This is a genomic window from Affinirhizobium capsici (assembly GCF_977018625.1).
This window is the reverse complement of sequence record NZ_CDRNXD010000007.1, coordinates 88231-103118: the sequence shown is the minus strand read 5'-3', so window position 1 is coordinate 103118 and position 14888 is coordinate 88231. Positions and strand designations below refer to the sequence as shown.

12 protein-coding genes are annotated in these 14888 nt (G+C 56.9%); 9 read left to right on the top strand and 3 right to left on the bottom strand.

What is annotated here, in order from left to right:
• Positions 1 to 34 precede the first annotated feature (34 nt).
• The gene (locus AC0JZ1_RS18720; protein WP_471883954.1) at positions 35 to 1951 is read right to left on the bottom strand and encodes an autotransporter assembly complex protein TamA; all 1917 of its coding nucleotides are present in this window, start codon (positions 1949 to 1951) and stop codon (positions 35 to 37) included.
• Positions 1952 to 2133: 182 nt separating this feature from the next.
• Positions 2134 to 2397 (bottom strand): YMGG-like glycine zipper-containing protein, encoded by a 264-nt coding sequence (locus AC0JZ1_RS18715; protein ID WP_471883953.1) that lies wholly within the window; start codon positions 2395 to 2397, stop codon positions 2134 to 2136.
• Between the two features lie 276 nt (positions 2398 to 2673).
• On the opposite strand from AC0JZ1_RS18715, the gene AC0JZ1_RS18710 reads away from it, so the two are divergent.
• The 4 genes from AC0JZ1_RS18710 to hemA all read left to right on the top strand — a co-directional run bounded on the left by AC0JZ1_RS18710 (position 2674) and on the right by hemA (position 7883).
• Positions 2674 to 3165 carry a (2Fe-2S)-binding protein gene (locus AC0JZ1_RS18710; protein ID WP_471883952.1) on the top strand — a complete coding sequence of 164 codons (492 nt, stop codon included), beginning with the start codon at positions 2674 to 2676 and terminating at the stop codon, positions 3163 to 3165.
• 114 nt (positions 3166 to 3279) lie between these two features.
• Positions 3280 to 5643, top strand: coding sequence for a xanthine dehydrogenase family protein molybdopterin-binding subunit (locus tag AC0JZ1_RS18705; protein ID WP_471883951.1), 2364 nt, complete (start codon positions 3280 to 3282; stop codon positions 5641 to 5643).
• 14 nt (positions 5644 to 5657) lie between these two features.
• Positions 5658 to 6455 (top strand): FAD binding domain-containing protein, encoded by a 798-nt coding sequence (locus AC0JZ1_RS18700; RefSeq protein ID WP_471883950.1) that lies wholly within the window; start codon positions 5658 to 5660, stop codon positions 6453 to 6455.
• 213 nt (positions 6456 to 6668) lie between these two features.
• The gene (gene hemA / locus AC0JZ1_RS18695) at positions 6669 to 7883 is read left to right on the top strand and encodes a 5-aminolevulinate synthase (RefSeq protein ID WP_471883949.1); all 1215 of its coding nucleotides are present in this window, start codon (positions 6669 to 6671) and stop codon (positions 7881 to 7883) included.
• Positions 7884 to 7945: 62 nt separating this feature from the next.
• Here hemA and AC0JZ1_RS18690 read toward each other — a convergent pair whose 3' ends face one another.
• Entirely contained in the window at positions 7946 to 9355 is a 1410-nt protein-coding gene (locus tag AC0JZ1_RS18690; protein WP_471883948.1) for a helix-turn-helix domain-containing protein, read from the bottom strand.
• A gap of 127 nt (positions 9356 to 9482) precedes the next feature.
• On the opposite strand from AC0JZ1_RS18690, the gene AC0JZ1_RS18685 reads away from it, so the two are divergent.
• The 5 genes from AC0JZ1_RS18685 (at position 9483) to AC0JZ1_RS18665 (ending at position 14862) form a co-directional block, all read left to right on the top strand.
• Positions 9483 to 11015 carry an acyl-CoA carboxylase subunit beta gene (locus AC0JZ1_RS18685; protein ID WP_471883947.1) on the top strand — a complete coding sequence of 511 codons (1533 nt, stop codon included), beginning with the start codon at positions 9483 to 9485 and terminating at the stop codon, positions 11013 to 11015.
• Positions 11016 to 11103: 88 nt separating this feature from the next.
• Positions 11104 to 11997 carry a glutathione-dependent disulfide-bond oxidoreductase gene (yghU, locus tag AC0JZ1_RS18680; protein WP_471883946.1) on the top strand — a complete coding sequence of 298 codons (894 nt, stop codon included), beginning with the start codon at positions 11104 to 11106 and terminating at the stop codon, positions 11995 to 11997.
• A 69-nt stretch (positions 11998 to 12066) separates the two neighbouring features.
• The gene (locus tag AC0JZ1_RS18675) at positions 12067 to 12444 is read left to right on the top strand and encodes a hypothetical protein (protein ID WP_471883945.1); all 378 of its coding nucleotides are present in this window, start codon (positions 12067 to 12069) and stop codon (positions 12442 to 12444) included.
• A gap of 38 nt (positions 12445 to 12482) precedes the next feature.
• Positions 12483 to 12857 carry a hypothetical protein gene (locus AC0JZ1_RS18670; protein ID WP_471883944.1) on the top strand — a complete coding sequence of 125 codons (375 nt, stop codon included), beginning with the start codon at positions 12483 to 12485 and terminating at the stop codon, positions 12855 to 12857.
• Entirely contained in the window at positions 12841 to 14862 is a 2022-nt protein-coding gene (locus AC0JZ1_RS18665; protein ID WP_471883943.1) for an acetyl-CoA carboxylase biotin carboxylase subunit, read from the top strand. Before AC0JZ1_RS18670 ends, AC0JZ1_RS18665 begins: the two co-directional genes overlap by 17 nt.
• The last annotated feature ends 26 nt before the right edge of the window (positions 14863 to 14888 follow it).

Sequence of the window (14888 nt, the reverse complement as noted above, 5' to 3'; positions counted from 1 at the left end):
GATTCCTTATCCTGAACTACAGTTTTTTGCGACATCAGAATGACTGCCCGATGCCCGCGTAAATACCGTATTGGCTGCCGCCGTCATAGCGATTCAATGGAACAGCGACATCTAACCTTAACGGACCGAACGGAGTTGCATAGCGCAGCCCGATACCGGCGCCCATGCGGATATCGGTAAAATCAGGCACGATTTCGGTGGAAACGCTTCCGACATCAAAAAACGGGACAATTCCAACTTTATCAGTAACTTTGATACGTGCCTCGAGGTTCGCAACAGCGTAGGAGCGTCCGCCCGTTGCCTCATTTGCCGCGTTATAGGGCGAGACTTCCCGGAACGTATAACCACGAATTGACCCCCCGCCACCGGCAAAGAAACGTCTGGTTGTGGGTATATCGGCAAGTTCATCCCCGCCGACGATCGTTCCGGCGGAAAGTTTGCCTGCCAACACGAAGCGATCTTCTTCGCCAAATCCAAGATAGCCCGAGGCCGATCCCTCAAATGAGGAGAAGAATGTGCCGCGATAGGTTTCGTAGCTTGGCTTGGTGGATGCAGTGAAGCGATAACCTTCCGTCGGTTCTAGCTTGTTGTTGCGTGCGTCGCGGTCATAGGTCAGCGGAAGGGAGACGGTAAGATATTCGTTCTTGCCAAAGGCGTCTTCGGCTTGGGTCCATGCCACTTCGCCGCCGCCTGTCACCTTGTCCTGATCGCTCAATTCGTAAGTCAATGTTGTCAGGGCGGTTATCGAATTGGCGGTGTAGACATCCGGCGTTTCACGCTTTGCTTTAAGGCTGGCATCGAGGGTTAGCTCAGGGATCTTGAAGCCCGGTTCCGAATAGATGATGCCTGCCGAATAATCGAAGGTGGTGAGGTCGGTCGTCGCGCCGATACCGGAAACCTGTGCCTCCAGCCGCAGCGATTCAGCCTGTCCAAACAGGTTGCGATGACCCCAATAGCCAGAAAGGCCGGCACCATCGAGCGAGGAATATTCGGCGCCAAAACCGAAGTAGCGGAATTTTCCATCCGATACTTCAATGGTCAATGGCAGCGAACCATCAGCAGCCAGCTTGTCTGCCTCACGAATATTGACGCTGGAAAAGACGCCCAGCTCGCGCAGGCGTTCGCCCGCCTTCTTCAACTGCTCTGGCGAATATGTTTCACGACGGTCAAGGCGAGAGTAGCGGCGGATGAAATTCTCATCGACACCCTGAGAGCCTTTGACGGTGACTGCTCCAAAGGGTGCCACAGGTCCGCTGGTGGCCGAAATCGTCACAGCAACCGTATTCGTTGCGTGGTCGGCGACAACATCGCGCTTGTTGATTTTTGAAAGAGGACGGCCCTGTTTCTTCAGAGCCTGAACCACGCGCTCTCCCGCCTGAATAATGGAAACCGAGCCAGCTTTCTGTCCCGCTTTCAGGCCTACATCGTCCGGCAGAATGGCAGTAGCATCGCCTTCAAAGCGTACTTGCCCGAGCGTGAATTCCGGGCCGGGCTCTACGGTGACGACGACGGGAACGGGCTTGGTGTGATCAAATTGCGGTATAGGTGGCAGGCGGTCTAATTCCTGTCCGTCGATGGTGATGCGCACCACGCCACCATAACGGGCTTCTTCGTAGAGGATGGCGACAAGGCGGTCACGATCTTCACGGGCTTTGATGACCAGTCCCAAATCGCCCGAAACAGGCTGCTCCTCGTCAGATTTCAGCGCGCTGGTATTGTCCAACCGATCCTTCAAGTCACCGGAGGCATTGGTTGTATCGAGGGTGGCAGAGTAGCGAACGGGATCAATGACATCGGCTTTTTCATCCTCATCGCTGCCGAAGAGGTTGATGCCGAACAGTTTGAAAGCGTGTGCTTCGCTTGTGTAACCTGGAATCAATGAGGCTCCCGCGAGCAGGACCGCTACGAGACTCAGCTTCCGGACCGCCTTCATGCGTTCCTGGACGGGCATTTCATTGCTCGTACGCAGTTTGGTATTCCCACCCTTAAGACGCGAGCGTCACTTCTATATTAGCAGTCAATCTAACCGAATTCTCAATCATGCGGTACCATGTTTCTGTCACACAGTCATCAAAAAGCCCCGGCTGTTTTCCCGGGGCTTCGAATTCTCAACGCCTCAAATGGCGGAAATGATCAGTAGCCGCGTGGGCAGGAGTCTACGTAACGGCGACCGTAACGGTCACGGTAGTAGCACTGGCCCGGCTGTTCGGAAACGGAACCGATCACAGCGCCGGACAGACCGCCGATAGCAGCACCCACAGCTGCACCACGAACGTTGCCCGTTGCCAGGCCGCCAATCACTGCGCCTGCGCCTGCGCCAATGCCAGCGCCTCTTTCGGTCTGCGTGCAGCCTGCCATGGTCAGGCCCACCATCAGAAGCATAATCGCCTTCTTCATCACTCTCTCCAAATGTTACGAGCGTGTCCCGGCTCTTCGACCGGTCCCGTATACGCTAAGCCGATCAAACATTAACGCAGCTTGAACGGAAGGATATGACTCTCCAGTGTGAAGTCCAGATGGCTCGGCTAAGAATCTATTGAAGTGAGCCTGCCTCATCTTCTGCGATAACTTGTCGCCACCAAAACTATCTATTGATCGTACATGAAAAAAGACGAATGATGGGCCTTGCGTGTTTGAGGAGACACGCGCCTCGTCTAGGATTTGGAGGAGTTCATGACGAAAGTGACGTTGACGGTCAATGGCCGGACGATGTCGGGCGAGTGCGACGATCGCACGCTGCTCGTTCATTTCATTCGGGACAAACTGGCACTAACGGGAACCCATGTGGGTTGCGATACGACCCAGTGCGGAGCCTGCGTTATCCATATGGATGGAAAATCGGTGAAAAGCTGTTCCGTCTTGGCCGTGCAGGCATCTGGAGCAACCATTACCACCATTGAGGGGCTTGCAGTACAGGGTGAATTGCATCCGGTGCAGGCAGCGTTCAACCAGCATCACGGGCTGCAATGTGGTTTCTGCACGCCCGGCATGGTGATGACGGCGGTCGACATGATCAACCGTCATGGCGGCGAACTGGACGAGGCGACAGTTCGCCAGGAGCTGGAAGGCAATATCTGTCGCTGCACCGGCTACCATAACATCGTGAAGGCTGTGCTTTCCGCCAATGAAGAAATGCACGGCGCCCAGCGCCAAGCGGCCGAATAATCAGGTTTCGAATCCAGCATTCGGCGCACCCGGGAGCTTTAAGATCTCGCCGCGCCGTTGCGCCTATCATTACTGTTCTTTCGCTCTCATCGAGCGCTCTCGGGAGGAGATGACATGGGTATGGAAGGGATTGGTGCGCGCGTTGCCCGCAAGGAGGATAAGCGTTTCCTCACGGGCAAGGGCCGCTACACCGACGACATGGTTGTGCCGGGCATGAAATATGCCTGTTTTGTTCGAAGCCCGCATGCGCATGCCAGGATTAACGGCATTGATGTGTCTGCGGCGAAAGCCATGCCAGGCGTTATTGATGTGTTGGATGGCCGCCAGTTGCTGGCCGATGGCATTGGAAACCTGATTTGCGGCTGGATGATCCATTCCAAGGATGGCTCTCCCATGAAGATGGGCGCATGGCGGCCGCTCGCCGTGGATACGGTGCGCTATGTCGGCGATGCAGTGGCCATTGTTGTCGCCGATTCCGTGGCAGAGGCGCGCGATGCGGCGGAAGCAGTAGTCGTGGATTATGACGAATTGCCTGCCGTAATAACCAGCCTTGCGGCATTGGAAGGCGGCGCTCCTCAGATTCACCCGGAAGCACCCGGCAACCTTATTTTCGACTGGGATATCGGCGATGCCGCCGCGACCGACAAGGCCATTGCTGAGGCTGCGCATGTGACGGAAGTTGAAATCCTCAACAACCGCCTGTCTCCCAATCCGATGGAGCCACGTGCAGCACTTGGTATCTACGATTCTGCCGAAGACCACTACACCTGCTATACCACAAGCCAGAACCCGCATGTGGCGCGACTGGTAATGAGCGCCTTTTATAATGTCGCACCGGAAAACAAACTGCGGGTGATTGCGCCGGATGTCGGCGGTGGTTTTGGTTCCAAGATCTATATCTATCCGGAAGAGATCGTCTGTCTCTGGGCCTCTAAAAAGACCGGCGTGCCGGTGAAATGGACCTCCGACCGCACGGAAGCATTTTTAACGGATGCCCATGGCCGTGACCATGTATCGAAAGTTAAGATGGCTTTCGACAAGGAACATCGCGTCATTGGCCTCAAGGTGGAAACGATTGCCAATCTCGGCGCTTACATGTCGCTCTTCTCCTCGGCTGTACCGACCTATCTTTATGCGACGCTTCTTTCCGGCCAATACGCCATTCCGGCCATCCATGCGAATGTCCGCACCGTCTATACCAACACTGTGCCAGTGGATGCATATCGTGGGGCAGGGCGGCCTGAGGCAACCTATCTGCTTGAACGAACAATGGAAATCGCAGCACGCGAACTGGGTGTTTCGCCAGCGGAACTGCGTCGCAAGAACTTTGTTCGGACCTTCCCCTATCAGACGCCGGTTATCATGAATTACGACGCCGGCGACTATGAGGCTTCTCTCAGTGCTGCCATGGCGGCGGCTGATTGGGATGGTTTTGCGGCCCGCCGTGCTGAGGCCGAAAGCCGTGGCAAGAAGCGCGGCATCGGTATGAGCTGTTACATTGAAGCGTGCGGCATTGCACCGTCTCAGGCCGTCGGTTCGCTCGGTGCCGGTGTCGGCCTGTGGGAATCTGCCGAAGTGCGGGTGAATGCGGTTGGCACCATTGAGGTTCTGACCGGCTCGCACAGCCACGGTCAGGGCCATGAAACCACTTTCGCGCAGTTGGTGGCGGATCGTTTGGGTGTTCCTCTGGCTAGCATCAATATCGTCCACGGCGATACGGATAAGGTGCAGATGGGCATGGGTACCTATGGTTCCCGCTCAGGGGCGGTTGGCATGTCTGCCATCGTGAAGGCTCTCGACAAGGTGGAGATGAAGGCGAAGAAGATCGCCGCACATCTGATGGAAGCCGATGAGAGCGATATCGTCATCGAAAACGGTGAGTTGAAAGTGGCAGGCACGGATAAGACCTTGCCATGGTTCCAGGTGGCATTGGCTGCCTATACCGCCCATAACCTGCCAGCGGGCATGGAGCCGGGATTGAAGGAGACCGCCTTCTACGATCCTTCCAACTTCACCTTCCCGGCTGGCTGCTACATTGCGGAAGTGGAGATCGATCCGGATACGGGCAAGACGGAGATTATCCAGTTCGTGGCAGCTGACGATTTCGGCAACATCATCAATCCGATGATCGTGGAAGGCCAGGTGCATGGTGGTTTGGCGCAAGGCATCGGGCAGGCGCTTCTGGAAGAGGTTCGCTACGATGAGACGAGCGGCCAACTTCTGACGGCGAGCTACATGGATTACGCCATGCCACGCGCCGATGATCTTCCCTCCTTCAAACTGTCGCATCAAAATACCCCGTGCCCCGGCAATCCTTTGGGCATCAAGGGCTGCGGCGAGGCCGGGGCCATCGGTTCGCCTCCGGCACTGATAAATGCGATTACCGACGCAATCGGCATGGAAATCGCCATGCCCGCGACGCCGCTGAAAGTATGGACAGCATTGCAGAATGCGCAGCCGCGCATGGCTGCCGAGTAAGGGAGGGACGGGCTATGTACGAGACCAATTATCATCGTGCCTCCTCCGTCGAGGATGCTGTTAAACTGCGTTCGGCCAATGAAGAAGGCCGCTATCTTTCCGGCGGCATGACGCTGATCGCCACCATGAAGCAGCGGCTGGCCGCGCCTTCGGATCTGGTGGATCTACGGCACATCGAGAGCATGAAGGGTATTACGGTGGAAGGTCGCCGGGTTCGCATCGGGGCGGCAACACCTCATGTGGAAGTGGCGGCTTCGGCGGCGCTGAGAGCCGTTTGCCCCGCCATTTGCGAATTGGCGGGCATGATTGGCGATCCGCATGTGCGGCATATGGGAACCATTGGTGGCTCTGTCGCCAACAATGATCCTGCGGCGGATTATCCTTCCGCTGTTCTCGCTCTCAACGCCACTGTCATCACCGACCGGCGGGAAATTACCGCAGCCGATTACTTTCAGGGCATGTTCGATACGGCGCTGGAGGAGGGCGAACTGATTACCGCCATTTCCTTCGAGGCACCTGAAAAGGCAGGTTATGCCAAGTTCCCGAATCCTGCCTCACGCTATGCGCTGACCGGCGTGTTCGTGGCGAAAACGGCAACCGGGGTTCGTGTTGCCGTAACGGGTGCCGGATCAACCGGTGTTTTCCGGGCAACGGAGATCGAGCAAGCGCTGGCATCCGATTGGTCTGCCGAGGCACTTTCTGCCGTCCGCATTAATCCGTCGATGATGATGGAAGACATGCACGGCACGGCGGAGTATCGCGCCAATCTTGTAAAGGTGATGGCCAAGCGAGCTGTGGCTGCCGCAAAATGACTTTACGTGACAGCAATTTGGGCGGCTTCGGCCGCTCTTTTTTTACCCAGATTGACGTGGATCAATTTTTATTATCGCTTCCTTCGTAAATCTATATTGGAATAATTCAAAGAAATGGGCCAAATGCCGCAGGTGGCAGGGAATCGCCGGTTGCAGGGTTGACGTGTGTCAGACGAGGACCCAAAAGACGGTGGCAGGTTCTGGAGTGAAAGAATGGATTTCGAGGCATTTTTCAAAGGCGAACTGGACAGCCTTCATCAGGAAGGCCGCTACCGCGTGTTCGCCGATCTCGAGCGTCATCGCGGAAGCTTTCCGCGTGCGACGCGCCATACTCCAGAAGGCAAGCGTGACGTAACGGTCTGGTGTTCCAACGATTATCTCGGCATGGGCCAGCATCCGGCAGTGGTTGCGGCAATGCACGAAGCCATTGATCACTGTGGCGCGGGTGCTGGCGGCACCCGGAATATTTCTGGCACCACCCACTACCATGTTCTCTTGGAGCAGGAACTTGCCGATCTGCACGGCAAGGAAGCTGCCCTCATCTTTACGTCAGGCTATGTTTCGAACTGGGCGACGCTTGGAACGCTTGGCGCGAAAATCCCTGGCCTCATCATTTTCTCGGATGCGCTCAACCACGCCTCGATGATCGAAGGCATTCGCTTCGGCAAATGCGAGCGCGTGATCTGGAAGCATAACGATCTCGACGATCTGCGCGCAAAGCTGGCTGCGGCTGATCCGAAGGCTCCGAAGCTGATCGCTTTTGAAAGCGTCTATTCCATGGATGGCGACATCGCGCCGATCAAGGAAATCTGTGATCTCGCCGATGAATTCGGTGCCATGACATATCTCGATGAAGTGCATGCCGTTGGCATGTACGGCCCGCGCGGCGGCGGCATTGCTGAACGCGAAGGCCTGATGGATCGCATCACCATCATCGAAGGCACGCTGGGCAAGGCCTTCGGTGTTATGGGCGGCTATATCACTGGCTCACATGTTGTCTGCGATTTCATTCGCTCTTTCGCATCCGGCTTCATCTTCACCACGGCCATTCCACCAGCTCTGGCTGCCGGTGCTGTTGCCTCTATCCGTCATTTGAAGCACAGCCCGTTTGAACGGGCTCGCCATCAGGATCGCGTGCGCAAACTGCGTGCCTCGCTGGATGCCAATGGCATCCCGCACATGATGAACCCGAGCCATATCGTGCCGGTCATGGTGGGTGATGCTGCCAAGTGCAAGTGGATTTCCGATCTGCTGCTCGACCATTCTGACATCTACGTGCAGCCGATCAACTATCCGACCGTGCCACGCAAGACCGAGCGCCTGCGCATTACGCCGACGCCATTGCATACGGATGGCGATATTGAGCATCTTGTTGGCGCCCTGCACCAGCTGTGGTCGCGTTGCGCTCTTGCTCGCGCTGTCGCGTAAGTTTCCGAGCGAGCGATTAATCCCCAAAGCGGATCGTGGCAACACGGTCCGCTTTTTCTATCTCAAACAATCCTGTACGGCACGATGGAGCGGTTGTCGTGGTCGACAGCCAGCCGACTTTTGAGTGGCGGGACGGCGCGTTGCGGACAGTTATGCCGCTCACAAATGCGGCAGGAAATGCCGATGGGTTCGAAAGCGGCGCGGTTTGTCAGGTCGAGATCATCCGCATAGACGAAGCTGTCGGCATAAGACATCTCGCATCCAAGTGCCAAGGCATAACGCGGCTGGACAGCCCGAAAGCCACCGCTTCCCTTGGTGATCTGGGTGGCGAGGCAGAGATACCGGACGCCATCCGGCGTTTCGGCAAGCTGGCGAATGATGCGCCCCGGCATTTCAAAGGCCTGATGCACATTCCAGAGCGGACAGGCAGCGCCGAAACGGGCAAATTGTAGCTTGGCGGCGCTGTGGCGCTTGGTGATGTTGCCGGCGCGATCCACACGGGCGAAGAATATAGGAATGCCCTTTTGTCCCGGCCTTTGCAGCGTGCTGAGGCGGTGGCAGATCTGCTCCAGGCTCGCCCCGAAATGGGCGGCCAGAAGATCGAGATCGTGGCGCAGTTCGCGAGCTCGCTTCAGGAAGCTTTCGTAAGGAAGCAACAGCGCTCCGGCGAAATAATTTGCCAAGCCGATGCGACAGATTTCCACCGCCTCCGGCGCACGAAAGCCTGCTTCGCGGGCAATCGTGTCGATCACGGATGAGGCGTGAAGCTGCGCGATTTGCAGTGCCATTTGAAAATCGCGGGTGGCCGGCGCGGCGTAGGCGTTCAGCGAAAGTCGCCGGGCAATGGGATCAAAGCTGCGGATCAACTCGTCTTTCAGCGCCGTGCGTTCCACGCGCACGCCGAAGCGATGCAGGAGAAAATGTTGGAGAGCAGCGTGATTATCTCCGCTACCCAGGCCCATTTCACCGGCTAGCCGTTCCGCCATTACGTCAAGTTCGTGGATGTAGTTATCGACGAAGTGAAAGTAGTCCCGCACCTCGTCATAAGGCGTAGCTTCCGTCAAAGCAGCGCGGTCCAGCCGGTCGTCCATGCTGGCAAGCTGTTCGCTGGAGCGACGATAGGCTTGATGGGCGGTAATCAGTGCGTGGGCAAGGCCTGGCGCGTTTTGCGTAACCAGTTTCAGTTCCTGCAAATTTGCGCTGTAACTCTCGAAAAGAGGGTCGGAAAGTGCCTCTGAGAGTGCCGAAAGAAGGCGATCCCCTTCGCCGGAGGAAAGCTCACCAATACCAACGCCAAATTTTTCCGCGAGAGCCAAGAGAACCGCGGCGGAAACGGGACGCTGGTTATTTTCGATCTGGTTCAGGTAACTGGTCGAGATCCCCAGCCTCTCGGCGAATTGCGCCTGCGTAGCTCGTGCTGTGTCACGCACTTCCCGAACTTTACGCCCGATATACAGCTTTCCAATCGCCATGTTTGCAACTTCGCAAAATTCAATTTGCATTTTTATAGATTACACATCGGCACGCGTTCAAGGAAAATCGCTATTTCGTCTATGACTTCAACGCGATAAAACTCATCCAACAAAAAGTGGAGGCGACATGCGCGCAGTCTTGAACGAAGTGGAAGCACGGCGGGCCGAGGCTCGGTTGGGCGGAGGGCAGAAGCGCATCGATGCGCAACATGCCAAGGGCAAGCTGACAGCGCGGGAGCGCATCGAGGTTCTGCTCGATGAAGGCTCCTTCGAAGAATATGACATGTATGTCACTCACCGCTGTGTCGATTTTGGCATGGGTGAGCAGAAAGTGCCAGGCGATGGTGTAGTGACCGGCTGGGGAACCATCAACGGGCGTCAGGTCTATGTGTTCAGCCAGGATTTCACGGTTCTCGGGGGCTCTCTGTCCGAGACCCATGCGCAGAAGATTTGCAAGATCATGGATATGGCCGTGCGCGTTGGTGCGCCAGTGATCGGGCTGAACGATTCGGGCGGCGCGCGTATTCAGGAAGGTGTGGCTTCGCTGGCGGGCTATGCGGAAGTGTTTCGCCGCAATGCGGAAGCCTCCGGCGTTATTCCGCAGATCTCTGTCATTATGGGGCCGTGCGCGGGCGGCGCTGTCTATTCGCCTGCCATGACCGATTTCATCTTCATGGTGCGTGACAGCTCCTACATGTTCGTTACCGGTCCGGATGTGGTGAAGACGGTAACGAATGAAATCGTCACGGCTGAAGAACTGGGCGGGGCTTCGACGCATACGAAGAAATCCTCCGTCGCCGATGCGGCTTACGAGAACGATATCGAGACGCTTGAAGCCGTGCGCCAGCTATTCGACTTCCTGCCGCTCAACAACCGCGAAAAGCCGCCGGTGCGGCCCTTCTTCGATGATCCGGCGCGGGTTGAGATGCGGCTCGACAGCCTGATCCCCGATTCGCCAACCAAACCCTACGACATGAAAGAACTCATCTACGCATTGGCGGATGAGGGTGATTTTTTCGAAATTCAGGAAGCCTTTGCCAAGAACATCGTAACCGGCTTTCTGCGCCTGGAGGGGCAGACGGTGGGCGTCGTCGCCAATCAGCCCATGGTGCTGGCAGGCTGCCTGGATATTGACGCATCACGCAAGGCGGCGCGCTTCGTGCGTTTCTGTGATGCCTTCTCCATTCCCATTCTGACGCTGGTGGATGTCCCGGGCTTCCTGCCGGGCGTGGCGCAGGAATATGGCGGTGTGATCAAGCATGGTGCCAAGCTTCTTTTCGCCTATTCGGAAGCAACCGTGCCGATGGTGACACTCATCACCCGCAAGGCCTATGGCGGTGCCTATGACGTGATGGCTTCCAAGCACATCGGCGCGGATGTGAACTATGCCTGGCCGAGCGCTGAAATCGCCGTCATGGGTGCCAAGGGGGCGACCGAAATTCTCTACCGTTCGGAGCTGGGCGATGCGGAAAAGATCGCGGCACGCACCAAGGAATATGAGGAGCGCTTTGCAAACCCGTTCGTGGCGGCTGAACGCGGCTTTATCGATGAGGTCATCATGCCGCACTCCTCTCGCCGCCGCATTGCGCGGGCATTTGCATCGCTGCGCAACAAGCAAATTACAACGCATTGGAAAAAGCACGATACGATTCCGCTTTGAACCTCGCGTGTTGTTAAACATCGCCTATATCTTGAGGGTCGCGCCAACCTCCCGGCGCTCCCCTTACGAAACAAGGATCTGAATTCCCATGAGCGATTCCAAATTTCCGCCGGAAAAGAACCTGCCCGCAGGCTATGAGCCGCCAAAGGTGTGGACCTGGGAGCCAGGCAATGGCGGCGCTTTTGCCAGCACCAACCGCCCGACCGCTGGTGCCACGCAAGAACAGGCGCTGAGCGTTGGTAACCATCCGCTGCAGCTCTATTCGCTTGGCACGCCAAACGGCCAGAAGGTAACGATCCTGCTGGAAGAACTGCTGGAGGCAGGACATTCCGGTGCGGAATATGATGCTTGGCTCATCAATATCGGCAAGGGTGACCAGTTTGGTTCTGGTTTTGTGGGCGTGAACCCGAATTCCAAGATCCCGGCTTTGATGGACCACCAGCCGAAGGATGGCGGCGCGCCTGTTCGCCTGTTCGAATCCGGTTCCATCCTTGTCTATTTGGCGGAAAAATTCGGGGCTTTCCTGCCTAGCGATTTGCGCGCCCGTACAGAAGCCATGAACTGGCTGTTCTGGCAAATGGGTTCCGCACCCTTCGTGGGTGGCGGTTTCGGCCACTTCTTCGCCTATGCGCCGATGAAGATTCAATACGCCATTGACCGCTATGCGATGGAAGCCAAGCGCCAGATGGATGTGCTGAACCGCCAACTGGCCAACAATGAGTTCGTTTCCGGTAGCGAATACACCATTGCTGATATGGCCATCTGGCCCTGGTATGGCCGACTCGCCTTGAATTCCTCCTATCCGAATGCGGGCGAATTCCTATCCACCAGCGAATATGAGCATGTGGTGCGCTGGGCAAAGCAGTTGGCGGAACGTCCGGGTGTTAAACGCGGCGGTATCGTCAACAAGGCGTCGGGCGATCCTGGTACCTTCCTGCCCGAGCGCCATTCAGCCTCCGATTTCGACGGCCTGAAGATCTAATCGAAAAATATTCTGCCTCTCCTGACCGGGAGGGGCAGACCTGAGACAACCGATGAACTGGAGACTGCCGTGGCCAATCTGCCCGAGATGACAAAACACAGAGGATTTCCGGGTGGCATGCCGGGAACGGGCATTCAGTTCACCATTCGCCGCGCCAACCCGAAGGGCGTGACGCCGCTGAAGGCAATTCCGCGAAAGGCTCGCCCGGGCACCAAGGAACACCGCATCGATGCGGCCTTTCTGCATGCCCTTTGGCATCATTTTGGTGCAGAGCCTTTCGAGCGCGGCAATCTGGATGCAGCACGCTTGAGCCTTCTGTTCGGGCGCGAAGTCGTCCCAGCCGACAAGGACTTCGATCCGCTGTCTTATGAAGCCATGCTGCAAATCAATGAGCGGGTCGCACGGCAGAATTTTCCCGAATCCTTTGACGATGTGTTCGAGGTGTGACGCGTGGTGAGCTTCTTACTGATCGAGAAACAAAGCTGATGGCCAAAACCCCTGAAATGCCGAAGCATCGCGGTTTCCCTTTAGGGCTTCCTGGAACACAGTGGCAGTACACACTGCGCCGCGCTAATTCCAAGGTGACCAAACTTACCGCCATGCCGCGCTATCGCACAATGGACCAGACGGTGGCTCTGGCTGATGAAGGCTTCTTACAGGCGCTCTGGCAGTTCTTCGGGGCCGAACCCTTCGAGCGTGGTAATCTGGATGGGGAGAGGCTTAGCCGTCTTTTCGGGCGTGAGGTGGTCGCCGCAGAGCGCGGTTTCGATCCGGCCTCCTATTTCGCAAAGTTGAAGATCAACGAGGCTGCCGCTCGAAAGAGTTTTCCGGGTGTGTTTGAAGATGTCGTTCAAGGGTGACGTGATGCCAATCCAGAAGATCCTGATTGCCAATCGTGGTGAAATCGCCTGCCGCGTCATCCGCACGGCAAAGAAAATGGGCATCAAGACGGTTGCCGTCTATTCCGATGCGGACGCCAATGCGCTGCATGTGCGCGAGGCCGATGAGGCAGTGCATATCGGACCGGCTCCATCCTCACAGTCCTATATCGTGATCGACAAGATCATGGATGCCATTCGCCAGACGGGAGCGGATGCCGTACATCCGGGCTACGGTTTTCTTTCAGAAAATCCGCTTTTTGCCGAAGCGCTGGAAAAGGCGGGCGTTACCTTCATTGGCCCGCCGGTTGGTGCCATTCAGGCCATGGGTGACAAGATCACCTCCAAGAAGATTGCGGCGGAAGCGGGCGTTTCCACTGTTCCTGGCCACATGGGCTTGATCGAGGATGCGGACGAGGCTGTGAAGATTTCTGCCTCCATCGGCTATCCCGTCATGATCAAGGCATCTGCTGGCGGCGGCGGCAAGGGTATGCGCATTGCATGGAATGACGCGGAAGCGCGCGAAGGTTTCCAGTCGTCCAAAAATGAAGCGAAAAGCTCCTTCGGCGATGACCGTATCTTTATCGAGAAGTTCGTCACGGAGCCGCGCCATATCGAAATTCAGGTTTTGGGCGATAAGCACGGCAACTGCCTCTATCTGGGTGAGCGCGAATGTTCGATCCAACGCCGAAATCAGAAGGTGATCGAAGAAGCGCCATCGCCCTTCCTTGATGAAGCGACCCGCCGCGCCATGGGCGAGCAGGCGGTGGCGCTGGCCAAGGCGGTTGGTTACCACTCGGCTGGCACGGTGGAATTCATCGTCGATGGCAAGGCCAACAAGTTCTATTTCCTGGAGATGAACACCCGTTTGCAGGTGGAGCATCCAGTGACTGAGCTTGTTACGGGCATCGACCTGGTCGAGCAGATGATCCGCGTGGCCTCTGGTGAGACATTGGCACTGAAGCAAGAGGATGTGAAGCTGAACGGCTGGGCTATTGAGAGCCGCCTTTATGCGGAAGATCCGTTCCGCAACTTCCTGCCCTCCATCGGGCGTCTCAGCCGCTATCGGCCGCCCGTCGAAGGCAAGCGGGAAAACGGCACCGTGGTGCGCAACGATACCGGCGTCTATGAGGGCGGCGAGATCTCCATGTATTACGATCCGATGATCGCCAAGCTCTGTACCTGGGGCGAGACACGGGAGGTCGCTATCGACGCCATGGCCGCGGCGTTGGATGATTTCGAGGTGGAAGGCATTGGCCACAACCTTCCATTCCTCTCAGCCGTGATGGGGCAGGAGCGTTTTCGCTCCGGCAGGTTGACCACGGCCTATATTGCCGAGGAGTTTCCGGAAGGCTTTTCAGGCGTTGCGCCCGATGCCGTTTCCTCGCAGAAGCTTGCGGCGATTGCTGCGCTTATCAATGCCAAGCTTCAGGCTCGGGCAGCGCAGATTTCCGGCACGATTGGCAACCACGCCCGCAAGATCGGCAAGGAATGGGTGGTGCAGCTTGGCGATGTTGGCCATGCGGTGTCACTGGATGCAGATGTGGTGCGTTTCGATGAAGCGGGAACCAGTATCACCGTCTCCGGTGAATGGCAGCCGGGTCAAACCCATGCGCATTTCCAGCTGAATGGTGAGAAGCTAGGCGTAAAGGTAGATCTCGTTGGTTCTGCCATTCGCCTTCGCGCCAACGGCATGGATGTCTTGGCCCGTGTGCGCTCTCCCCGCGTCGCGGAACTGGCAAAACTCATGCCGGTCAAGCTGCCACCCGATACATCCAGAATGCTACTTTGCCCTATGCCGGGTGTCATTACAGGCGTTGCGGTGAAGGCGGGCGATACGGTGGAGGCCGGTCAAATGCTTGCCACGGTTGAGGCCATGAAGATGGAAAACGTGTTGAAGGCGGAGCGCAAGGGTGTGGTGAAGCGCGTTGCAGCCAGCGCAGGCCAAAGCCTTGCGGTGGATGAACTGATTATGGAATTCGAATAGTCCGCCGCATTCAGCAGCTAAGTAAA